At 68.1% G+C, this 21,668-nt stretch carries 22 protein-coding genes and 1 riboswitch; of the genes, 12 read left to right on the forward strand and 10 right to left on the reverse strand.

All coding sequences use genetic code 11. The annotated features are described in order from the left end of the window. The first annotated feature begins 271 nt into the window (after window positions 1-271). Both AWB92_RS04835 and AWB92_RS04840 read left to right on the forward strand, forming a co-directional pair. Window positions 272-1,483: an acetyl-CoA C-acetyltransferase gene (locus AWB92_RS04835; RefSeq protein ID WP_068107482.1), complete on the forward strand. Its 1,212-nt coding sequence runs from the start codon at window positions 272-274 to the stop codon at window positions 1,481-1,483. A gap of 4 nt (window positions 1,484-1,487) precedes the next feature. After that, window positions 1,488-3,632, forward strand: a complete 2,145-nt coding sequence (locus AWB92_RS04840; RefSeq protein WP_085184286.1) for a 3-hydroxyacyl-CoA dehydrogenase NAD-binding domain-containing protein — start codon at window positions 1,488-1,490, stop codon at window positions 3,630-3,632. Window positions 3,633-3,699: 67 nt separating this feature from the next. On the opposite strand, the gene AWB92_RS04845 is transcribed toward AWB92_RS04840, so the two are convergent. Genes AWB92_RS04845 through AWB92_RS04855 form a run of 3 tightly spaced genes read right to left on the reverse strand, consistent with a single transcriptional unit; the run spans window position 3,700 to window position 6,070 of the window. Then, window positions 3,700-4,557, reverse strand: a complete 858-nt coding sequence (locus tag AWB92_RS04845; protein WP_085184287.1) for an LLM class F420-dependent oxidoreductase — start codon at window positions 4,555-4,557, stop codon at window positions 3,700-3,702. A gap of 20 nt (window positions 4,558-4,577) precedes the next feature. Next, window positions 4,578-5,786 (reverse strand): FAD-dependent monooxygenase, encoded by a 1,209-nt coding sequence (locus AWB92_RS04850; protein ID WP_085184288.1) that lies wholly within the window; start codon window positions 5,784-5,786, stop codon window positions 4,578-4,580. A 41-nt stretch (window positions 5,787-5,827) separates the two neighbouring features. Then, window positions 5,828-6,070 (reverse strand): hypothetical protein, encoded by a 243-nt coding sequence (locus AWB92_RS04855; RefSeq protein WP_085184289.1) that lies wholly within the window; start codon window positions 6,068-6,070, stop codon window positions 5,828-5,830. 94 nt (window positions 6,071-6,164) lie between these two features. Here AWB92_RS04855 and AWB92_RS04860 point away from each other — a divergent pair, with 94 nt between their 5' ends. After that, on the forward strand, window positions 6,165-7,154 hold the full coding sequence (locus AWB92_RS04860; RefSeq protein ID WP_085184290.1) for an LLM class F420-dependent oxidoreductase: 990 nt from the start codon (window positions 6,165-6,167) through the stop codon (window positions 7,152-7,154). A gap of 50 nt (window positions 7,155-7,204) precedes the next feature. Here the strand turns inward: AWB92_RS04860 and AWB92_RS04865 are convergent, their stop codons facing one another. After that, window positions 7,205-7,498 (reverse strand): antibiotic biosynthesis monooxygenase, encoded by a 294-nt coding sequence (locus tag AWB92_RS04865; RefSeq protein ID WP_085184291.1) that lies wholly within the window; start codon window positions 7,496-7,498, stop codon window positions 7,205-7,207. Between the two features lie 315 nt (window positions 7,499-7,813). Between AWB92_RS04865 and AWB92_RS04870 the strand changes: the two genes are divergently transcribed. Together AWB92_RS04870 and AWB92_RS04875 are read left to right on the forward strand one after the other, a co-directional pair. Next, a complete protein-coding gene (locus tag AWB92_RS04870; protein ID WP_085184292.1) occupies window positions 7,814-8,227 on the forward strand; it encodes an OB-fold domain-containing protein in 414 nt (137 codons plus the stop codon). 66 nt (window positions 8,228-8,293) lie between these two features. Continuing rightward, window positions 8,294-9,439, forward strand: a complete 1,146-nt coding sequence (locus AWB92_RS04875; protein WP_085184293.1) for a thiolase family protein — start codon at window positions 8,294-8,296, stop codon at window positions 9,437-9,439. Here AWB92_RS04875 and AWB92_RS04880 read toward each other — a convergent pair. Together AWB92_RS04880 and AWB92_RS04885 are read right to left on the reverse strand one after the other, a co-directional pair. Continuing rightward, window positions 9,436-11,085, reverse strand: a complete 1,650-nt coding sequence (locus AWB92_RS04880) for a DNA repair helicase XPB (protein WP_085184365.1) — start codon at window positions 11,083-11,085, stop codon at window positions 9,436-9,438. The two genes, AWB92_RS04875 and AWB92_RS04880, sit on opposite strands and share 4 nt — an antisense overlap. 8 nt (window positions 11,086-11,093) lie before the next feature. Beyond that, window positions 11,094-13,346 (reverse strand): helicase-associated domain-containing protein, encoded by a 2,253-nt coding sequence (locus tag AWB92_RS04885; RefSeq protein ID WP_085184294.1) that lies wholly within the window; start codon window positions 13,344-13,346, stop codon window positions 11,094-11,096. 105 nt (window positions 13,347-13,451) lie between these two features. Between AWB92_RS04885 and AWB92_RS04890 the strand changes: the two genes are divergently transcribed. From AWB92_RS04890 to AWB92_RS04905, 4 genes are read left to right on the forward strand one after another with little or no spacing between them, the layout of a single operon-like run. Next, complete coding sequence (locus AWB92_RS04890) at window positions 13,452-13,652, forward strand: hypothetical protein (protein WP_173817347.1); 201 nt, start codon at window positions 13,452-13,454, stop codon at window positions 13,650-13,652. Between the two features lie 3 nt (window positions 13,653-13,655). Further along, a complete protein-coding gene (gene moaC / locus AWB92_RS04895; RefSeq protein ID WP_085184295.1) occupies window positions 13,656-14,156 on the forward strand; it encodes a cyclic pyranopterin monophosphate synthase MoaC in 501 nt (166 codons plus the stop codon). Next, window positions 14,156-14,638: a MogA/MoaB family molybdenum cofactor biosynthesis protein gene (locus AWB92_RS04900; protein WP_085184296.1), complete on the forward strand. Its 483-nt coding sequence runs from the start codon at window positions 14,156-14,158 to the stop codon at window positions 14,636-14,638. The genes moaC and AWB92_RS04900 overlap by 1 nt, the downstream gene beginning before the upstream one ends. Further along, window positions 14,635-15,060, forward strand: coding sequence for a molybdenum cofactor biosynthesis protein MoaE (locus AWB92_RS04905; protein WP_085184297.1), 426 nt, complete (start codon window positions 14,635-14,637; stop codon window positions 15,058-15,060). The genes AWB92_RS04900 and AWB92_RS04905 overlap by 4 nt, the downstream gene beginning before the upstream one ends. A 74-nt stretch (window positions 15,061-15,134) precedes the next feature. On the opposite strand, the gene AWB92_RS04910 is transcribed toward AWB92_RS04905, so the two are convergent. The 4 genes from AWB92_RS04910 to AWB92_RS04925 all read right to left on the reverse strand — a co-directional run bounded on the left by AWB92_RS04910 (window position 15,135) and on the right by AWB92_RS04925 (window position 17,961). Next, window positions 15,135-15,752 (reverse strand): transglycosylase family protein, encoded by a 618-nt coding sequence (locus tag AWB92_RS04910; protein WP_085184298.1) that lies wholly within the window; start codon window positions 15,750-15,752, stop codon window positions 15,135-15,137. An 11-nt stretch (window positions 15,753-15,763) separates the two neighbouring features. Continuing rightward, window positions 15,764-15,983: riboswitch (cyclic di-AMP (ydaO/yuaA leader) on the reverse strand. A 205-nt stretch (window positions 15,984-16,188) separates the two neighbouring features. Next, complete coding sequence (locus AWB92_RS04915) at window positions 16,189-16,479, reverse strand: MoaD/ThiS family protein (protein WP_085184299.1); 291 nt, start codon at window positions 16,477-16,479, stop codon at window positions 16,189-16,191. Continuing rightward, window positions 16,472-17,551 (reverse strand): GTP 3',8-cyclase MoaA, encoded by a 1,080-nt coding sequence (gene moaA / locus AWB92_RS04920; RefSeq protein WP_085184300.1) that lies wholly within the window; start codon window positions 17,549-17,551, stop codon window positions 16,472-16,474. The genes AWB92_RS04915 and moaA overlap by 8 nt, the downstream gene beginning before the upstream one ends. After that, window positions 17,548-17,961 carry a YccF domain-containing protein gene (locus AWB92_RS04925; RefSeq protein ID WP_085184301.1) on the reverse strand — a complete coding sequence of 138 codons (414 nt, stop codon included), beginning with the start codon at window positions 17,959-17,961 and terminating at the stop codon, window positions 17,548-17,550. The genes moaA and AWB92_RS04925 overlap by 4 nt, the downstream gene beginning before the upstream one ends. Before the next feature lie 162 nt (window positions 17,962-18,123). On the opposite strand from AWB92_RS04925, the gene AWB92_RS04930 reads away from it, so the two are divergent. The 3 genes from AWB92_RS04930 (at window position 18,124) to AWB92_RS04940 (ending at window position 21,667) form a co-directional block, all read left to right on the forward strand. Further along, window positions 18,124-18,534, forward strand: a complete 411-nt coding sequence (locus tag AWB92_RS04930; protein ID WP_068107525.1) for a cold-shock protein — start codon at window positions 18,124-18,126, stop codon at window positions 18,532-18,534. Between the two features lie 134 nt (window positions 18,535-18,668). Further along, the gene (locus AWB92_RS04935) at window positions 18,669-20,630 is read left to right on the forward strand and encodes an acyl-CoA dehydrogenase family protein (RefSeq protein ID WP_085184302.1); all 1,962 of its coding nucleotides are present in this window, start codon (window positions 18,669-18,671) and stop codon (window positions 20,628-20,630) included. 32 nt (window positions 20,631-20,662) lie between these two features. Next, window positions 20,663-21,667 (forward strand): glutathione S-transferase C-terminal domain-containing protein, encoded by a 1,005-nt coding sequence (locus AWB92_RS04940; protein ID WP_085184303.1) that lies wholly within the window; start codon window positions 20,663-20,665, stop codon window positions 21,665-21,667. Window position 21,668: the final 1 nt, after the last annotated feature.

A 21,668-nucleotide genomic window follows, 5' to 3' on the forward strand; every position in this document is an offset into this window, starting at 1 on the left:
AGCGACAATGCGCGCGGGTTCTTGGCGGTGTCGCTATGAGGCGGGCAGTTCTGGTATCGGCCGGCGCAGAGAGTGGAGAGACTTGATGTGACTAGCGCGGCCAGTGCGGCCAAGTATCAGCGCCGCGTTGACTGCACCGCCGCGTTCGTGTCCCTATGACCAGGGCGGTCCCGCCCAACCAACAGGTTGGACGGGCGCCCTGTTAGGGTGGCCGGTACTGGACCTAGTGTTTTAGGACGGACCCAAACCAATCTTCGAAGAGGAAGTCGACATGTCCGAAGAAGCCTTCATCTACGAGGCGATCCGCACGCCCCGCGGCAAGCAGAAGAACGGGTCGTTGACCGAGGTCAAGCCGTTGAACCTGGTCGTCGGTCTGATCGAGGAGCTGCGGCGGCGCCACCCCGACCTGGACGAGAGCCTGATCAGCGACGTCGTATTGGGGTGCGTGTCACCCGTCGGTGACCAGGGCGGCGACATCGCCCGCACCGCGGTGATCGCGGCCGGCATGCCCGACACCGTCGGCGGCGTGCAGCTCAACCGCTTCTGCGCCTCCGGCCTGGAGGCCGTCAACACCGCCGCCCAGAAGGTCCGCTCCGGCTGGGACGACTTGGTGCTCGCCGGTGGTGTGGAGTCGATGAGCCGCGTCCCGATGGGCTCGGACGGGGGCGCCATGATGGCGGACCCGGCCACCTCCTATGACGCCTACATCGTGCCGCAGGGCATCGGCGCCGACCTGATCGCCACGATCGAAGGCTTCTCCCGCGACGACGTCGACGCCTACGCCCTGCGCTCGCAGCAGCTCGCGGCCGAGGCGTGGTCGGGTGGCTACTTCGCCAAGTCGGTGGTCCCGGTCCGCGACCAGAACGGCCTGCTGATCCTCGACCACGACGAGCACATGCGCCCGGACACCACGATGGAGGGCCTCGCCAAGCTGAAGCCCGCTTTCGAAGGCCTGGCCGCGATGGCCGGCTTCGACGACGTGGCGCTGCAGAAGTATCACTGGGTCGAAAAGATCAACCACGTCCACACCGGCGGCAACAGCTCGGGCATCGTCGACGGCTCGGCGCTGGTGCTCATCGGCAACGAGAAGGCGGGCACCTCGCAGGGCCTGACGCCGCGCGCCCGCATCGTCGCCACCGCCACCACCGGCGCCGACCCGACCATCATGCTCACCGGCCCGACGCCGGCCACCCAGAAGGTGCTCGACCGGGCCGGGCTGACCGTCGACGACATCGATCTGTTCGAGCTGAACGAGGCGTTCGCGTCGGTCGTGCTGAAGTTCCAGAAGGACCTGAACATTCCCGACGAGAAGCTCAACGTCAACGGCGGCGCCATCGCGATGGGCCACCCGCTGGGCGCCACCGGCGCCATGATCCTGGGCACCATGGTCGACGAGCTCGAGCGCCGCAATGCGCGTCGCGCGCTGATCACACTGTGCATCGGCGGCGGCATGGGCGTCGCGACCATCATTGAGAGGGTTTAAGACCATGGCAGAGAACACCATTCAGTGGGATAAGGACGCCGACGGCATCGTCACGCTGACGCTGGACGACCCCACCGGGTCGGCCAACGTGATGAACGAGCACTACAAGGAGTCCATGCACAAGGCCGTGGAACGCCTTGTCGCCGAGAAGGACTCGGTCACCGGTGTGGTGATCACCAGCGCCAAGAAGACGTTCTTCGCCGGCGGTGACCTGAAGCACATGATCAACGCCGGCCCGGAGAACGCGGGCGAGGTCTTCGCCGAGGTCGAGGACATCAAGCGCGACCTGCGCACCCTGGAGACCCTCGGCAAGCCGGTGGTGGCCGCCATCAACGGCGCTGCGCTCGGCGGCGGCCTGGAGATCGCACTGGCCTGCCACCACCGCATCGTCGCCGACGTCAAGGGCGTCCAGATCGGGCTGCCCGAGGTCACGCTGGGTCTGCTGCCCGGCGGCGGCGGCGTCACCCGCACCGTGCGGATGCTGGGCATCCAGAACGCCTTCGTCAACGTGCTGAGCCAGGGCACCCGCTTCAAGCCGGCCGCGGCCAAGGACAACGGCCTCGTCGACGAGATCGTCGGCAGCGTCGAGGAACTGGTGCCCGCCGCCAAGGCGTGGATCAAGGCCAACCCCGAGGCGCACACCCAGCCTTGGGACGTCAAGGGCTACAAGATTCCCGGCGGCACCCCGTCGTCACCGGCGCTGGCGGCGATCCTGCCGTCGTTCCCGTCGCTGCTGCGCAAGCAGCTCAAGGGCGCGCCGATGCCGGCGCCGCGGGCCATCCTGGCCGCGGCCGTCGAGGGCACGCAGGTGGACTTCGAGACCGCCACCCGCATCGAGAGCCGCTACTTCACCGAGCTGGTCACCGGCCAGGTCGCCAAGAACATGATCCAGGCCTTCTTCTTCGACCTGCAGCACATCAACGGCGGCGGGTCGCGGCCGGACGGCATCGAGCCGGTCAAGATCAACAAGATCGGCGTGCTGGGCGCGGGCATGATGGGCGCCGGGATCGCGTACGTGTCGGCCAAGGCCGGCTTCGACGTGGTGCTGAAAGACGTCAGCATCGAGGCCGCCGAGAAGGGCAAGAATTACTCGGAAAAGCTCGAGGCCAAGGCGCTGGAGCGGGGCAAGACCACCGAGGAGAAGAGCAAGGCGCTGTTGGACCGCATCACGCCGACGGCCGACCCCGCCGACTTCAAGGGTGTCGACTTCGTGATCGAGGCGGTGTTCGAGAACCAGGACCTCAAGCACAAGGTGTTCCAGGAGATCGAGGACATCGTCGAACCCGACGCGCTGCTCGGGTCGAACACCTCCACGCTGCCGATCACCGGTCTGGCGACCGGCGTGAAGCGGCAAGAGGACTTCATCGGGATTCACTTCTTCTCCCCGGTCGACAAGATGCCCCTGGTCGAAATCATCAAAGGCGAGAAGACTTTTGACGAGGCGCTGGCCCGCGTGTTCGACTACACGCTGGCAATCGGCAAGACCCCCATCGTCGTCAACGACAGCCGCGGCTTCTTCACCAGCCGCGTCATCGGCACGTTCGTCAACGAGGCGCTCGCGATGCTCGGCGAGGGTGTCGAGCCGGCGTCCATCGAGCACGCCGGTACGCAGGCCGGCTACCCGGCGCCGCCGCTGCAGCTGTCCGACGAGCTCAACCTCGAGCTGATGCACAAGATCGCCACGGCCACCCGCAAGGGCGTCGAGGATGCCGGCGGCACCTACGAGCCGCACCCGGCGGAGGCCGTCGTCGAGAAGATGATCGAGCTCGGCCGCCCGTCTCGGTTGAAAGGCGCGGGCTTCTACGAGTACGTCGACGGCAAGCGCACCCAGCTGTGGCCGGGCCTGCGCGAGACGTTCAAGTCCGGCTCGTCGCAGCCGCCGCTGCAGGACATGATCGACCGGATGCTGTTCGCCGAGGCGCTGGAAACCCAGAAGTGCCTCGACGAGGGCGTGCTGACGTCGACCGCCGACGCCAACATCGGGTCGATCATGGGTATCGGGTTTCCCCCGTGGACCGGTGGTAGCGCGCAGTTCATCGTCGGCTATGAGGGGCCGGGCGGGGTCGGCAAGGACGCCTTCGTGGCCAGGGCCCGTGAGCTGGCCGCCAAGTACGGTGACCGCTTCCTGCCGCCGGACTCGCTGACGTAGCTCTGCCGACCAGACGCAAAAGCCCCCAAAACCTAGTGTTTTCGGGGGCTTTTGCGTCTGCTCGCGGTCAGAGGGCCGCGGCGATTCGGCGCCATTGCTCGCGCGGGAATTCCGTCGGGTCGGCCGTCAGCACCTGGATGCAGACGTGGTCGGCGCCGGCCGCTCGATGCTCGGCGACCCTGCGCATGACGGCGCCTTCGTCGCCCCACGCGATGATCGCGTTGAGGAGCCGATCGCTGACCCGCGTCAGGTCGTCCTCGGAGAACCCGCTGCGCAGCAGGTTGTTCGCGTAGTTGGGCAGCGCCAAACACGCGCGCAGCCAATCGGTTCCGATGCGGCGCGCCTCGTCGGCGCTGTCACACAGGATCACGGTCTGCTCGGGCAGCAGCAGCGGGCCCTCACCTAAAGTCGAACGGGCGGAAGCGGTGTGGTCGGGGGTGACGAGGTAGGGGTGCGCCCCGCGAGCGCGGGTCGCCGACAGTTCGAGCATCTTCGGACCGAGCGCGGCGAGCACACGGGCTGCGGCGGGCACCGGATGCGGTGCGGCGTCCAGCCCGTCGAGGAACGACGCCGTCGCCGCCAGCGGCTTGCGATATCGACCGGGCTGGCCGGCGTCGATCAGCATGGCGTGGCTGACCCCGATGCCCAGCAGGAAGCGGTCCCCATGCTCGTCGGTCAGGGCCGCATACGAGTCGGCGACGTCGCCGGCCGCGTGCATCCAGAGATTGAGGACGCCCGTGGCGATCACCGTGCGCTTGGTCGCGCCGAGCAGGTGGCCCACCGCGTCGAACACCGGACCGCCCACGTCGGGGATCCACAGCGCCGTAAAGCCGAGGTCATCCAATTCCGCTGCCGCGTCTGCGATTTCGGATGCATCACCATAGCGCAGTTGACTGCTCCACACCCCGATACCGACAAGGTCCATCGGCCGTCATTCCCTTCGTGTCAAACGTCGATTTCGCTGTAGTCGGGCACCCGCATCGAGTCGTACATGCGCACGCCCTTGGTGTTCAGCCTCGCCAGCCCCCTGGACAGCGACCCGGGCATCAACGAGATCAGTTGAACCCCACGAGTTAACGCCCAGACACCGGCTCGGGAGCCGGGGATGACGGTCCTGGCGGCGCCCCGCGCGAAGGACCGGCTGCGATGCACCGGTTCGCGCATCTCCAGCTCGTAGGCCGCGAACGCGCGCAGGTGATCGCCGTTGGCCCGGGCGAGTTCGCCGGCCAGCACGTAGGCGCCCAGGACGGCGAGGCTGGTGCTGCCGCCGACAGCGGGGCCGGGGCAATATCCGGCGTCTCCGACGAGGGTGACCCGTCGGCGCGACCAGATGTTCATCCGCAGTTGGGTGATCGCATCGAAGTAGAACGTCGGAATCCGGTCGATTTCGCCCAGCCAGTCGTCCACCTGGGGATGCATGCCTGCGAAGGCGTCGCGCAGTAATTCCTTCTGCCGCAGCGCATCCCGATAGTCGTAGGCGAGCTCTTCTTTGCTGCGGAACATGAACACCAGCCGGGCGTCGTCCAGATGATCCGCGGTGTAGACGGCTACGAGTCGACCGACGCCGATGTGGCCGAGCATTTCGCCGGGGACGGCCAGCGTCTTGGGCGCCGACACCACCGCCAGGTAGCCACCGATGAAGCGGGTGAGGCCGGCCTCCTCGCCGAACACCAGGCGCCTGACGTTGGAGTGCAGCCCGTCGGCGCCGACGATGACGTCGAAGCTGCGGGCAGGCGAGCGCTCGAAGGTCACCTCGCCGTCGGGCTCGATCGCGGTGATGGAGTCGCCGAAGAGGTACTCGACGTCGTCGCGGCCGGCGTCGTAGTAGATCTCGCTGAGGTCGTCGCGCATGATCTCCACGTGCCGGTCCGATGCGATGCCCACCAGCTTGGTGAGGTCGACCTCGGTGGGGCTGGGCCTGCCCTCCCGATACATCGTCAGGCGGTCGGTTCCGGTGGCGAGCTCCTCGATGCGGGGCAGGACGCCCATCTTGGCCGAGATTTCCATCGCGGGGCGGAACAGGTCGACGGCGTGGCCGCCGGTCTTGCGCAGCGTCGCCGCGCGCTCGACGACGGTGACGTCGAACCCGTGGCGGGTAAGCCAGTACGCCAGCACCGGCCCGGCGATGCTGGCGCCGGAGATCAGAACCCGCATAGCGGGTAAGCCTATCCGCCGGTATTTACGCCCAAGCAGCGCTAGTTCTGCTCCTGGGCGTTCTGGGTGAAGATGTCGCCCGAGGTCTGGCCGTTGTCGTTGACGAAATTGGTGTCGTCGGTGGCGAAGGGCGCGGTGGCCGACGGGCCGGATGCTGCGTCGGTCGCGGTCTTGCAAGGTGGCGAGGCGATGAACAGTGTGAGCGCCGCGATGGCCGCGGCACCCGCGAAGATCAGTCGGAGCGCACGGACTTTGCGGTGGCGAGCGTGCCCGAGGTTTGTCATGCGTCATGTCTAAGGGCTGGTTGTCGGCGACGGCTGGGCCCACGCTATGCATCGCCTATGAGGTGCATCCGGCACCGGGCTAAAGTCCCTTGCTATGCGCTTCGGTCTCTTCATTCCGCAAGGCTGGCGGATGGATCTCGTCGGCATCGAACCCGAAAAACACTGGGCGGTGATGCGCGAGTTGGCAGCCCACGCCGACAACGGCGCATGGGACTCGCTGTGGGTCTACGACCACTTCCACACCGTCCCGATGCCAACGGGCGAGGCCACCCACGAGGCGTGGTCGCTGATGGCGGCTTACGCGGCGACGACGTCGCGGATCAAACTCGGTCAGATGTGCACGGCGATGAGCTACCGCAATCCGGTGTACCTGGCCAAGGTGGCCGCGACCGCCGACATCATTTCCGGCGGCCGCATCCAGATGGGAATCGGCGGCGGCTGGTACGAACACGAATGGCGCGCTTACGGTTACGGATTCCCGTCGGCCAAGGTGAGGTTGGCCCGGCTGGACGAGGGCGTACAGATCATGCGCGACGCCTGGCGCGACGGCAAGGTCAGCTTCGACGGCGAGCACTACCAGGTCGACGGCGCGATCGTCGCCCCGAAGCCGTTGCAGGACAACGGCATACCGCTGTGGATCGCCGGGGGTGGCGAGAAGGTGACCCTGCGCATCGCCGCGAAATACGCGCAGTACACCAACTTCACCCCGGAGCTCGAGGCGTTTGCACACAAGTCGTCGGTGCTGGAAGGGCATTGCCGCGAGGTGGGCACCGACTTCGGGGCGATCGTGCGTTCGGTCAACGTCAACGCGATCATCGGGACATCGGAAGACGACGTCAAGGACCGGCTGCGCCGCGTGCGCGACCGGTTGGCCGGCTATGTGCCCGAGGCCGCCGCCGATGCGATGGTCGCCGGCACCACCGGGCCGGACTCGGCGGTGGGCACCGCGGAACAGGCGATCGAGCGGCTCCAGAAGATCCGCGACCTTGGGTGCGAGTACGCGATCTGCTATTTCCCGGAGGCCGCGTACGACCGCTCGGGCATCGAGCTGTTCGAGCGGGAAGTCATTCCCGCGCTGAGCTAGGAGCGATCGCAAGCGCGGCGAAGCCGGGCGAAGCGGGTCGCGACCATGTCCTAGATGTCGGTGGTCGCGTACCGCGTCTTGACGGGCGGTGCGGCAAGCAGCGGCGGCAGCTCGGCGATCTTGCCCTCGCCGGCCCGGAACGCGCGGTAGGCCTCGTCGTGCTCGACCGTGTCCCAGAGCTCGTAGACCACCCAGTGCGCGTCGTCGTCCTCGTCGACGAGCACGTCGGTGACGAGGTTCCCGTCGAACGCGCGGGTGACTTGCAGCGCCCGGCCCATGACCTCGCTCGCCGCGGACACCGACTCGGGCTTCAACCTGAGTTCGAGCAGCACCGTGACCGACATAGTCGTCTCCTTATCGTCGCTCGGGGCTCCGACACCATAACGTGCCGGCGACGGTCACACCGGTCACACCAGTCTCTCGCCGAAGGGATGTCCAATGTGCCCGCCTCATAGCGACAATGCCAGGGGAGAACGCGGACCGTGGCCGGGGTTGTAGCTCGGAGGCGGGCAAAACGTCGACCCCCTCCGCCAGGCACTGTGGGCCCGGTGGTTGGACGAGATTCGGCTAAGCGACAATGAGAATGCGGTTTCCACTTTTCGGAAAGCTGTTATACGGTTCAGTTAGCATTGTTCTGTTCGGACGCTGGAGGATCCTTAATGCAGAAGGCGCTGGCCCCTGAAATCTCCACCTGGCCCGACGAGAACCCGCAGCTGATCGGGAGTCGCTGCGGCGACTGCGGTGCCACAACCTTCCCGGTGCAGCAGTGGTGTCCACGCTGCAGCGGCGGTGAGATGACCGAGGTGCTGTTGCCGCGCCGCGGCACCCTGGTGGCGTGGACCACCCAGGGCTTTCCGCCCGGCGCCCCCTATGCCGGCCCGACCGGCAACGATTTCGTGCCCTTCGGCGTCGGCCTGGTGCAGCTGGGCGACATCATCCGAGTCGAGGCGCGGCTGACCGAAAACGACCCGGCCAAGCTGCAATTCGGCCAAGAGGTCGAGCTGACGATGGTGCCCTTGACCACCGACGACGAGGGCGCCGAGGTCATGACGTTCGCTTTCCAGCCGGTGTAGTGGCGATCGCGAGCGCGGCGGAGCCGGGTGAAGCGGGTCGCCACCAATAATCAAAAGGAGCCTGAGATGACTAACGACGTTGCCATCATCGGTGTGGGCTTGCACCCGTTTGGCAGGTTCGACAAGACCGCGATGCAGATGGGGGCCGAGGCCATCCAGTCCGCGCTGGCCGACGCCCACGTGGAGTGGAAGGACATCCAGTTCGGCTTCGGCGGCAGCCACGAGGTGTCCAACCCGGACGCGGTGACCCGCCTGGTCGGGCTGACCGGCATCACGTTCACCAACGTGTTCAACGCCTGCGCCACCGCCGCCAGCGCGATTCAGCAGACCGCCGACACCATCCGGCTGGGCAAGTACGACCTCGGTATCGCGATCGGGTTGGACAAGCACCCGCGCGGCGCGTTCACCGACGACCCCGCCAAGCTGGCGCTGCCGCAGTGGTACGCGCAGAACGGGCAGTTCGTCACCACCAAGTTCTTCGGCATGAAGGCCAACAAGTACATCCACGACCACAACATCTCCCAGGCCACGCTGGCCAAGGTGGCGGCGAAGAACTTCCGCAACGGCGCTCTGAATCCGAATGCGTTCCGCCGCAAGCCGATTACCGAGGAAGAGATCCTTAACTCGGCCGTCCTCAACTACCCGCTGACGCAGTACATGTTCTGCGCGCCCGACGAAGGCGCCGCGGCGGTGATCATGTGCCGGGCCGACATGGCGCACAAGTACACCGACAAGCCGGTATATGTGCGGGCCTGCGAGATCCGTACCCGCCGTTACGGCGCCTACGAGGTGCACGCCACCTTCGCTCCGCTGGACGAGGATGTCTCCCCGACGGTGTACGCCGCCAAGGCGGCCTACGAGGCCGCCGGCATCGGGCCCGAGGACGTCGACGTGGCCCAACTCCAGGACACGGACGCGGGCAACGAGGTCATCCACATGGCCGAGACCGGCCTGTGCGCCGACGGTGAGCAGGAGAAGCTGCTGGCCGACGGCACCACCGAGATCCACGGCTCGATGCCGGTCAACACCGACGGCGGGCTGATCGCCAACGGCGAGCCGATCGGCGCGTCGGGCCTGCGGCAGATGCACGAGCTGGTGCGTCAACTGCGCGGCGAGGCGGGCGAGCGTCAGGTGCCCGGCAACCCGCGCGTGGGCCTGGCGCAGGTGTACGGAGCACCCGGCACGGCCTCGGCGACGATCCTGTCGCTCTAAATCGCAGGGCCCAGTAGGTCGTCCGCGTCGCGGATGATGTAGCCGTAACCCTGCTCCGCGAGGAAGCGCTGGCGGTGCGCGGCGTAGTCGGCGTCCAGGCTGTCGCGGGCCACCACCGAATAAAACATGGCCCCGCCGCCGTCGTGCTTGGGCCGCAGTAACCGGCCCAGCCGCTGGGCCTCCTCTTGGCGCGAGCCGAAGGTGCCCGAAACCTGCACGGCCACCGACGCTTCCGGCAAATCGATGGAGAAGTTCGCCACCTTGGACACCACCAGGGTGGACACCTCGCCGCGGCGAAAGGCGTCAAACAACGCCTCCCGTTCCTTGGTTCGCGTCGATCCCTGGATCACCGGGGCATTGAGCTCGGCGCCGAGTTCGTCGAGTTGATCGAGGTACGCGCCGATCACCAGCGTCTGCTCGCCGGGATGCTTTTCCAAAATCGACTTGACCACAGCGATTTTGGTGTGCACCGTCGAGCACAGCCGGTATCGCTCTTCGGGTTCGGCGGTGGCGTACATCATCCGCTCGTTGTCGGTCATGGTGACTCGCACCTCGACGCATTCCGCCGGCGCGATCCAGCCCTGCGCCTCGATGTCCTTCCACGGCGCGTCGTAGCGCTTTGGGCCGATCAGGGAAAACACGTCGCCCTCGCGGCCGTCTTCGCGGATCAACGTGGCGGTCAGGCCAAGTCGCCGCTTGGACTGCAGGTCGGCGGTCATCCGGAACACGGGCGCCGGCAGCAGGTGCACCTCGTCGTAGATGATGAGTCCCCAGTCGCGACTGTCGAAGAGTTCCAGGTGGCGGTATTCGCCCTTGGTGCGCCGCGTGATCATCTGGTATGTCGAGATGGTGACGGGCCGAATCTCCTTGCGCTCGCCGGAGTATTCGCCGATCTCGTCCTCGGTCAGCGAGGTGCGCGCGACCAGCTCGCGTTTCCACTGCCGGGCGGCGACGATGTTGGTGACCAGAATCAGCGTCGTCGCACCGGCTTTGGCCATCGCGGCCGCGCCGACGAGCGTCTTGCCGGCGCCGCAGGGCAGCACCACCACCCCGGAACCGCCCGACCAGAACGAGTCGGCGGCCAGCTGCTGGTAGTCGCGCAGGTGCCAGCCGTCCTGCTCGAGGTTGATCGGGTGCGCCTCGCCGTCGACGTAGCCTGCGAGATCCTCTGCGGGCCAGCCGATCTTGAGCAGCATCTGCTTGACCCGGCCGCGCTCGCTGGGATGGACGACGACCGTGTCCTCGTCGATGCGCGCGCCCAGCATCGGCGCGATCTTCTTGTTGCGCAGCACCTCCTCGAGCACGGCGCGGTCGAAGCTGACCAGCGTCAGGCCGTGCGCCGGATGCTTGACGAGCTGCAGCCGGCCGTAGCGGGCCATGGTGTCGACGATGTCGACCAGCAGCGGCTGGGGCACCGCATAACGGGAGAAGCTGACCAGCGCGTCCACGACCTGTTCGGCGTCGTGGCCGGCGGCGCGGGCATTCCACAGCGCCAGGGGCGTGATGCGGTAGGTGTGCACGTGCTCGGGCGCGCGTTCCAGCTCGGCGAACGGCGCGATGGCGGCGCGCGCGGCGCCGGCCAGCTCGTGATCCACTTCGAGCAGCACCGTCTTGTCGGACTGCACGATCAACGGTCCGTCGGTCATTTGACCCATTATCCGGACTCCGCCGACACCACCGATGTGATGCGGTGGATGGCGAAGTCACGCAGCCGCCCGGACGCCGAATCGAAGGCGACCAGCTGACCGCCCCGCACGGAGATCGGCGACACGACGCGCTGGGTGGCCACGCCGGCGGCGTCGAGGTAACCGATCACCAACGTGTCCTGATCCTTGGCCGCGCGCTGCAGCATCGACATAGTGACCGCGGGGTCGACGCGGATATTCCCGAACGGCGCGGCGGTCACCTTGCGCAGCACCGAGACGACGGCGTTCAGCGTCTCACCGCTGGGGCGCGGCGCGGGCCGGTAGGGCCGCCGCTGCTGGGGGGTGGGCACCCTCGCTCCGCGAGGCCGGACGTCGACGATCGAACCGGAGGAGTCCTCGGCGGCCGGGGCAAAGCCCGCCTGCCGCAACCTGACGAGCACCTCGGCGATCGGCGCCGGCGACACCGCGACCGTCGGCGCCAGGGCGCGCAACTGCAGGTCCTCCGCGGCCGCGACGGCCTGGGCGAGCAGCACCGGGTCCTCGCACCGCACGAATGATGCGGCCATGCCGATTCGGAGCTGGCCATGCCGACGCGCGACATCGTCGATGAGGTACGTGAGCCCTTGCGGCACCGGGGTTTTGGAATGCTTGGTGAAGAGCTCGTGCATCCAGTCGCGGGTCTTGCCGATGTCGAGGGCGTGCCGGATGGACTGCTCGCTGATGCGGTACACCATCGCCGTGCCGGCCGATTCGACGGTGGCGACGGTGGCCAGGTCCTCGGCGAGGTCGCGTTGCAGTGGGCCGGGCACCACGACGGTCAGGTCGGCCTGCAGCAGGAAGTGGTCGATCGGAGCGGGCATCGCGCGCGTCATCGCCTGCACGGCGAGCTCCGGGTCGCCGGCGTCGTCCAGCAGCGCTCGCCCGGGCGTGCTGAGCGCTCCCCGACCGACCAGGCCCAGCGCGTGGCATTCGGTCAGCAGATCGGATACGGGTTTCGGCTGCAGCCGTCTGGCCCAGCGCGGACGGCGCCAGATCAGCGCGGCCGAGGCGGTGACGGCGTCGACACCGGCCCCGGGCGGCAGCTCGGACAGCATGCCCAGCAGCAGTCGCCGGTCCAGCGGCGCGGCCGTCGAGTAAAGCGAATCGGTCAGGGCGCCATAGGGTTTCGCGTCGGGGCCGCGGGTGCCGACCAACGCGGGGCGGCCCGGAAGGTCGAGCCAGGTGCCGGCCAGCAGGTGCCAACGCTCGGCCGCGGTCATCGCGGAGAACCGTTCGGTGGCCGCCGTCGGCGCCCAATACGGTCCCTCGCCCTCGGCGGGCTCCGGGTCGGGCATGCCGCTGGCGATCAATCCGGCCGCGGCGGCGACCTCGAGGATCAGGCCCAGCCGCGGTTCGTCGACGCCGGTCGTCTTGGCCAGCCGTTTGAGGTCGCGAATTCCCAGTCCGCCGCTGCGAAGCTCGGAAACCGGTGCAGCGCCGAGGGTTTGGAGCAGCACGTCGAACTCGCGAAGCAGGTCGATGACGGCTCCCGCGGCCACCGCGTCCACGTCGTCCGCGGTGGTGGTCGACACCACCGGGTCGGGGGTCGTCAGCTGCATGGGCCCGGGATCCTCGCCGCGCAGCACCTGCCCGACGTGCCGGGGCAAGATCACGGTCTCGGCGTCGATGCGCCGCAGCAGACCCTTCGCCAGCAGCTGCGGCACCGGGCGATCCGCCGGGGCACCGGGGGCGGCGTCGCGGGTGCGGCCCATCGGCGAACCCTCGAGCAGCTTTTGCAGGACGTCGAGCTGGGCCTGATCGAGGGCGTCGATGAGACCGGCGATCTCCTCGCCGGTGCGGGAGCTGTCCTCGAGCGTCACTTGCCCCGGGTGCCACGGCAAGGCCGTGCCGGCATCGGCGGCCACCCGGACCGCGGCTTCGCCCCAGACCAGCGCGCGCTGCCGCAGGTCGTCCAGCGCGCCGAGCACGTCGGCCTCGGGGGCCCGGTCACCGATGAGCGCGAGCAGCTTGGCGATTTGTACCGGGGCCGAATCGGCCTGCAGGACCAGCAGCGCGTCCAGCACCGCCAGCCGCAAGAAGTCCAGGTCGTCGGTGGCGGCCTTGACCGACTGGCGCGCCTGGGCGCGCGCGGCCAGCGCCGCGATGCTGCCAGGCGGGGGCTGGGCGAGGTCTGGCCGGAGTTCCAGCAGTCGGATCAGCCGCTCGTCGGGCAAGTCGGCCAGCCAGGACCCCAGCGGGATGTCCGGGGTGTTATCGGTCATTGCTGACCAGCGTAAAGCAGTCCTCGCGACCCGCTGGTACGCAAATCCCACGGTCAGCGTGGCCTTGCGCCGCGGGCGTGGGCGCCACCTGTCAGAATGGACCCCGTGGCTGACTCTGCTGAAGGCAAGGCGCGCAAGACCAACTACGTCGACAACGGCTGGCCGACGACGGACCCGGACGACCACGCCGTGAGCGAACTGGTGAGCGACCGGACGGGTGCGCTGTCACCCTTCGGGGAGCTGGTCTTCCCGTTGCCCGCGACCGACCTGCCCTACGTTCATCCGGTCACGGTCGTCAACCGATAACCCATGGCTAGGGCCCCGGAGGCCGCCAAGGCCTCGGCAGGCACGCTCTCGCACCTGGACGAGCGGGGTGCGGCGCACATGGTCGACGTCACGGAAAAGGACGCCACTCGGCGCACCGCCGTCGCGGCGGGCGCCCTGCGCACCTCGACTGAGGTGGTGGCGCTCGTCTCGACCGGCGGCCTGCCCAAGGGCGACGCGCTGGCCACCGCGCGGGTGGCGGGCATTCTGGCGGCAAAGCGCACCAGCGACCTGATCCCGCTCTGTCATCAGCTCGCGCTCACCGGGGTGGACGTCGATTTCGCCGTCGGCGAGTCGGACATCGAGATCACCGCGACCGTGCGCAGCACCGACCGTACGGGCGTGGAGATGGAGGCGTTGACCGCCGTCAGCGTGGCAGGGCTCACGCTGTACGACATGATCAAAGCTGTGGACCCGGCCGCCCGTCTCGATGACATTCGGGTGCTTCGCAAGCAGGGCGGCAAGACCGGAACCTGGGAGCGGTGATGGGCGCGCGATCCGCACGAATAATCATCGCCTCGACCCGTGCGTCGTCCGGCGTGTACGACGACCGATGCGGGCCCATCATCGCGGAATGGCTTGAACAGCATGGTTTTTCGCCCGTGGAGCCCGAGGTGGTGGCGGACGGGGAGCCGGTCGGTGAGGCGCTGCGTGGGGCGCTCGACGCCGAGGTCGACCTGATCATCACCTCGGGGGGCACCGGTATCTCGCCCAGCGACGTCACACCGGACCAGACGGTCGCGGTGCTGGACTACATGATCCCCGGGCTCGCCGACGCGATCCGCCACTCGGGCCTGCCGAAGGTGCCGACGTCGGTGCTGTCGCGCGGCGTATGCGGCGTGGCCGGCCGCACGCTGATCGTGAATCTGCCGGGATCACCCGGCGGAGTGCGCGACGGGCTCGGGGTGCTCGCCGACGTGCTCGACCACGCACTCGACCAACTCGCCGGCGGGGATCACCAGAGATGACCCGCGTGCTGCGCGCCGCCATGACCGAAGAGCCGATCGTTCTGGCGGAGCACGAAGAGCTGGTGGGCCATCAGTCGGCCGGGGCGATCGTCGGCTTCGTCGGCATGATTCGCGACCACGACGGTGGGCGCCGAGTGGTGCGGTTGGAGTATTCCGCGCATCCTTCGGCCGAGCAGGTGCTGGCCCACGTCGTCGGCGAGGTCGCCGAGTTTTCCCGGGGGGTGCGCGCGATCGCGGCCAGCCACCGCATCGGCGTGCTGCACATCGGGGAGGCGGCGCTGGTGGCCGCGGTGGCCGCCGACCATCGGCAGGAGGCGTTCGACACCTGCGCGCAGCTGGTGGACACCATCAAGGCGCGGTTACCGGTGTGGAAGCACCAGTTCTTCGACGACGGCACCGAGGAATGGGTGGGCTCGGCCTAGAGACGACCCGGGCGCCCTCCCGCAATCGGCAGGTTTAGCGGGAGAGCGCCGGGCGTCTGGGATGAGTGGAGGCGTCAGCTGGCCTGGGGCGGCGGCGCCAGGGCGTCCAGCGCGTCGTTCCCGTGGATGTCGGCGCCGCGGATCGCGTCCAACAATTGCCGGGTGAAGCCCACGCCCGCAGTGTGCGGCGAGTCGGCCGGCGGCGGAACGTCCGTCGGCGGCGCGGCGTCCGCGGGCGGCGGAGCCAGCGGCGGCAAGCCGTTGAGGCCGGGCGCATCGATGGGGTTGTCCATGCCCGCGGGTACGGGCGCGGGAACCTGACGCGGAGTGGGGCCCGACAGCGGACCGCCGCACACCGGCCACGCGCCGCGACCCTGGGTCGCTAGCACGCGCTCGGCGACCGCGATCTGCTGTTCCCGGGTTGCCATCTCGGCCGACGGGGCGAACTCGCCGCCGCCGTGCGAGGCCCAGGTGCTCGAGCTGAACTGAACACCGCCGTGGTAGCCGTTGCCGGTGTTGATTCCCCAGTTGCCGCCGGACTCGCAGCGGGCCACCTGGTCCCATTCGCCGTCGGTGGCCGCGGCGGCCTGGCCGGCCAGGGCGATGCTGCCGCCACCAATTACCGCCCCGGTGAAGGCGATCTTGGCGACGCTGATGCTGGATGTTGTGGGCTTACGGTGACGTCCACTCATACGCGCCGAAATATTCCTCTCTCGTGACGCGCCTACGAGGTCAGCTGTCGGGTTCGGGTTGGAGAGGCCACCCGGCCGCCGCCGCGCTCCGCATGGGAGCCGGCGTTGGCTTCACCCCTAGGAGCCGCAAGCGGCTCCGGTCCGATCACGGTGGACCGGTGGGTCCCCCGCCTCCATCCGCTTTTGGTCGGTGATCCCCGCCTAGTGGATGGAGCTCGGCGCGATAGGAGGGGAGGAACGCCGTTCGGTAGATCGACGAACCGTCGGTGACGCTAGCGCGTTCTGTTCGTCTCGTCACGTCTTGCGAAACCCGGCGTTTCCCTCTCGGCCATTTGCGAAAAGCCCAGGAACGCTAGGGATTTCCGCTGGTCATAACCCCTGATATCGGAGCGTGATTTTGCCGTTATCGTTCCGTTACGTGAGGTATCTCACAGTTTCATCCGCCGGCGAAGGGCGGCAGAACGTCGATCGTGTCACCGGTCTGTAACGGTGTGGTTTCGTCGCGAACGGCGATGCCGTCGCGCAGGTAGGAGCACCGGCTCAACACGGTGGCGAGGCGCGATCCGCGGACTGCGAGACGCTCGGTCAACTCGGCGACCGTGGTGCCCGGGCGCACCACCAGAGTCTCCGATTCCGCGCCCGCCGCGGCGCGCGCGGCCGCGAAGTAGCGGACGGTCACCTGGATTCCCTCCGCCTCGGTCGCGGCCTGGCCCGCTGGGCTAGCCACCGATCGCGCTCATCGGACGGGCGGGCTGGATGAAGTCCGGATCGTTGATGCCATGGCCGGCGGGCTTGGCCCACATTGCGGCGCGCCACGCGGCCTCGATCGCGTCGTCGTCGGCCCCACCGCGCAGCAGGCCCCGAAGGTCGGTCTCGTCGGTCGAGAAGAGGCAGCTGCGGATCTGGCCGTCGGCCGTGAGCCGGGTGCGGTCGCAGGTCGAACAAAAGGCGTGCGACACCGACGCGATGACACCGAACTTCGCGCTCGGCGTGTTGGGGCCGGTGTCGACCAGCCAGAGCTCGGCCGGAGCCGAGCCGCGCGGCGCCGGGTCGGGGCGCAGCCGGAAGTGCGGGCGCAGCACCGCCAACACGTCGTCCGCCGTCAGCGCGGCGCCACGGCGCCACTGATGCCCGGCATCCAGCGGCATCTGCTCGATGACCCGCAATTGATAGCCGTGCTCGAGGCAGAACCGCAACAGGCCGACGACGTCCTCCCTCCCGGTCGCGGTGTCGAGCACGGCGTTGACCTTCACGGGAGTCAGGCCGGCCGCTTTGGCGGCCGCTAAGCCGTCCAGCACGTCGGCGAGCCGATCCCGGCGGGTGATCGCCGCGAAGTGATCTCGGTCCACGCTGTCCATCGACACGTTGACCCGATCCAGGCCCGCCTCGGCGAGGGCCGCGGCGCGCCGCGCCAGCCCCACGCCGTTGGTGGTCAGCGAGATCTCGGGGCGGGGTCGCAGAGCCGCCGCCGCGGCGATCACCTCTTCGAGGTGGCGCGACAACAGGGGCTCCCCGCCGGTGAACCGCACGCTGGTGATGCCCAGCCGCGTGACGGCGATGTGCATCAGCCTGGCCAGCTCGTCGGGGCTCAGCAATTGCTCGCCGGGGAGCCAGTCCAGGCCCTCGGCCGGCATGCAGTAGCTGCACCGCAGGTTGCAACGATCGGTCAGCGACACCCGCAGATCGGTGGCGGCACGTCCGTAGGTGTCCAGCAGCGGGCCGCTGCCCGGAATGTTTTGAGCGACGGGTCGGTCCGCGCGGCCGCGCACGGTCGGTAAGCCCAAAGCGGTCAGCGTCATGCGGCCACCGGCGCGAATCGGGTCGGCGGGGTTGGCGAGTTCGAGGGAACGATTTCTTTGCCCAGCGGCATCAACGACACCGGGATCAGCTTGAGGTTGGCCAGCGCGAGCGGAATGCCGACGATCGTGACCGCCATCGCCACCGCGCTCACCAGATGACCGATCGCCAGCCAAAACCCAAAAAGCAGCACCCAGACGACATTTCCGATCAGCGCGCCGGTCCCGGCGGTCGGTTTGTCGACGATGGTGCGGCCGAACGGCCACAATGCGTAGGACGCGATGCGCAACGATGCGAAGCCGAAGGGAATGGTGACGATGAGCAGGAAACTGATCAGCGCCGCCAGAAGATATCCGGCGGCCATCCACAGGCCACCGAATACCAGCCAGACGATGTTCAGGATCAGGCGCATCTCTCCTCCTGCGGTAATGCCCAGACTACCGAGTGACGGGTAACGGGGGTGCTCGTCAGGCGGGCATCCGAGTAGGATCAGAATCCAACATGCGTCCTGCGCAGGCGGGACGCTTCTTGCGTTGCCCATCCTAGTGTTCCGTCAGACAAGCAGGTGAGACCAGTGCCGACCGGCAAGGTTAAGTGGTACGACGCCGAAAAGGGGTTTGGCTTCCTGTCGCAGGAGGACGGCGAGGACGTCTACGTCCGTTCGTCGGCGTTGCCCGAAGGGGTCGAGGGGCTCAAGTCCGGGCAGCGGGTGGAATTCGGCGTCGCCTCGGGCCGCCGTGGCCCGCAGGCCTTGAGCCTCAAGCTGATCGATCCGCCGCCCAGCCTTGCCAAGACGCGCCGCGAGGCGGCGCCGGTCGAGCGCAAGCACAGCCCCGACGAGCTGCACGGGATGGTCGAGGACATGATCACGCTGTTGGAAAGCGCCGTGCAGCCCGAGTTGCGCAAGGGGCGATACCCCGACCGCAAGACCGCGCATCGCGTCTCCGAGGTGGTCAAGGCGGTCGCCCGGGAGCTCGATTCCTGAGCTTCGAGCCACTCGCGACGAACCGGTATGCCGAGAAGCTACTCGGTGGTAACTTCGACATGCGTAGGTCGTAATACTCCGCCCACCGGCGGGTACCCATGACCTCGATGTGAGTCGTTAGCGAGGAGGCGGCGATGGCACAGCAAGCTCAGGTCACCGAGGAACAAGCGAGGGCCCTGGCCGAGGAATCCCGCGAAAGTGGTTGGGATAAACCGTCATTCGCCAAAGAGCTCTTTCTCGGGCACTTTCCGCTAGAACTCATCCACCCGTTCCCCAAACCCTCCGACGCCGACGAGGCGCGCATCGGCGCCTTCCTCGGCAAGGTGCGCGAGTTCCTCGACACCGTCGACGGCAGCGTCATCGAGCGCGACTCGCAGATCCCCGACGAATACGTCAAGGGCCTGGCCGCGCTGGGCTGCTTCGGCATGAAGATACCCACCGAATACGGTGGCCTGGGCATGTCGCAGGTGGCCTACAACCGCGCGCTGGTGATGATCTCTTCGGTTCATCCCAGCCTCGGCGCACTGCTATCGGCCCACCAGTCGATCGGGGTGCCCGAGCCGCTCAAACTTGCCGGCACGCCGGAACAAAAGCGAAAGTTCTTGCCGCGCTGCGCCGCCGGCGCCATATCGGCGTTCCTGCTCACCGAGCCCGACGTGGGCTCGGACCCGGCGCGCCTTGCGTCGACGGCGACACCGCTCGAGGACGGCAAGGCGTACGAACTCGAGGGCGTGAAGTTGTGGACCACCAACGGCGTGGTTGCCGAACTGCTGGTGGTCATGGCCCGGGTGCCCAAGAGCGAGGGGCACCGCGGCGGCATCAGCGCCTTCGTCGTCGAGGCCGATTCGCCGGGGATCACCGTGGAGCGGCGCAACAAGTTCATGGGGCTGCGCGGTATCGAGAACGGTGTGACCCGACTGCACCGGGTGCGGGTGCCCGCAGAAAATCTGATCGGCCGGGAGGGCGACGGCCTGAAGATCGCGCTGACCACGCTCAACGCCGGGCGCCTGTCGATTCCGGCGAGCGCGACGGGATCGTCGAAGTGGGCGTTGAAGGTAGCCCGCGAATGGTCGGGGGAGCGCGTGCAATGGGGCAAGCCGCTCGCCAAACACGAAGCGGTCGCGAGCAAGATCTCGTTCATCGCCGCCACCACCTACGCGCTTGACGCGGTGCTCGAGCTGTCCGCCCAGATGGCCGACGAAGGCCGCAACGACATCAGGATCGAGGCGGCGCTGGCCAAGTTGTGGTCCAGCGAGATGGCCTGCCTGATCGCCGACGAGCTCCTGCAGATCCGCGGCGGGCGCGGGTACGAGACCGCCGAGTCGCTGGCCGCGCGCGGTGAGCGCGCGGTGCCGGCCGAGCAGGTGGTGCGCGACCTGCGGATCAACCGCATCTTCGAGGGATCCAGCGAGATCATGCGGCTGCTGATCGCGCGCGAGGCGGTCGACGCCCACCTGACCGCGGCCGGCGACCTCGCCAAGGCCGACACCGGCTTGCGGCAAAAGGCCGCGGCGGCCGTCGGCGCGAGCGGATTCTACGCAAAGTGGTTGCCGCAGCTGGTGTTCGGCGAAGGGCAGCGGCCCAGGGCCTATAGCGAGTTCGGCCAACTGGCGTCCCACCTGCGGTTCGTCGAACGCTCCACCCGCAAGCTGGCCCGCAACACCTTCTACGGGATGGCGCGCTGGCAGGCCAAGCTCGAGCAGCGGCAGGGATTCCTCGGGCGCGTCGTCGACATCGGCGCCGAGCTGTTCGCGATGTCGGCGGCGTGCGTGCGCGCCGAGGGGCAGCGGGCGGCGGACCCCACCGTCGGCCGGCAGGCCTACGAGCTGGCCGACACGTTCTGCCAACAAGCCACACTGCGGGTCGAGGCCCTGTTCCAGGCGTTGTGGGCCAACACCGACAGCAGCGACGTGCGGCTGACCCACGACGTGCTGGAGGGCCGGTACACCTGGCTGGAGGACGGGATCGTCGATCAGTCCGAAGGCACCGGACCGTGGATCGCGCATTGGGAGCCCGCCGAATCGACGGAGGCCAACCTGGCCCGCCGGTTCCAGACGGGCGCGAAGGCCGACGCGATGGGCGGAATCGCCGATTAGTTGATGCCCGGCGAAGGGGCAGAATTGTCGTCATGGCCTCTTATGTCGCCCCAGCGGGCGAATTCACCCGCGACACCAATTACATCAACACCCGCATCACCGCCGACGGACGTGACGGCTATCCGGTAGAGCCGGGCCGGTATCGGCTCATCGTCGCCCGCGCGTGCCCGTGGGCCAACCGCGCGATCATCGTACGGCGGCTGCTGGGCCTGGAAGACGTTCTCTCCATTGGGTTTTGCGGCCCCACCCACGACGAGCGCAGCTGGACGTTCGACCTGGACCCGGGCGGCGTCGACCCGGTGCTGAAGATCCCGCGGCTGCAGGACGCCTACTTCAAACGCTTTCCCGACTACCCCAAAGGCATCACGGTCCCGGCGATTGTCGACATTCAGACCGGCGCGGTGGTCACCAACGACTTCGCGCAGATGACGCTGGACCTGTCCACCGAGTGGACGGCCTACCACCGCGACGGCGCGCCGCAGCTATACCCGGAGCTGCTGCGCGCCGAGATCGACGAGGTGAGCAAGCGGATCTACACCGAGATCAACAACGGTGTCTATCGTTGCGGTTTCGCGGGCTCGCAGCAGGCCTACGAAGCTGCCTACGACCGACTGTTCACCGCGCTGGACTGGGTCAGCGACCGCCTGGCCAACCAGCGATACCTGGTGGGCGACACCATCACCGAGGCCGACATCCGGCTGTTCACCACCCTGGCCCGGTTCGACCCCGTCTACCACGGGCACTTCAAGTGCAATCGCTCGAAGCTGTCCGAAATGCCGGTCCTGTGGGCCTACGCGCGCGACCTGTTCCAGACGCCCGGGTTCGGCGACACCGTCGACTTCGTCCAGATCAAGCAGCACTACTACATCGTGCACGCCGACATCAACCCGACGCGCATCGTGCCCAAGGGGCCGGACCTTGCCGGCTGGCTTGCCCCACACAGCCGGGAAACCTTGGGCGGCAGGCCTTTCGGGGACGGAACTCCTCCCGGGCCGCCGGTCGACGGGGAACGGGTGCCGGCCGATCACAGCGCGTAAC

The organism is Mycobacterium sp. IEC1808, assembly GCF_002101935.1.
Taxonomy (GTDB): domain Bacteria; phylum Actinomycetota; class Actinomycetes; order Mycobacteriales; family Mycobacteriaceae; genus Mycobacterium.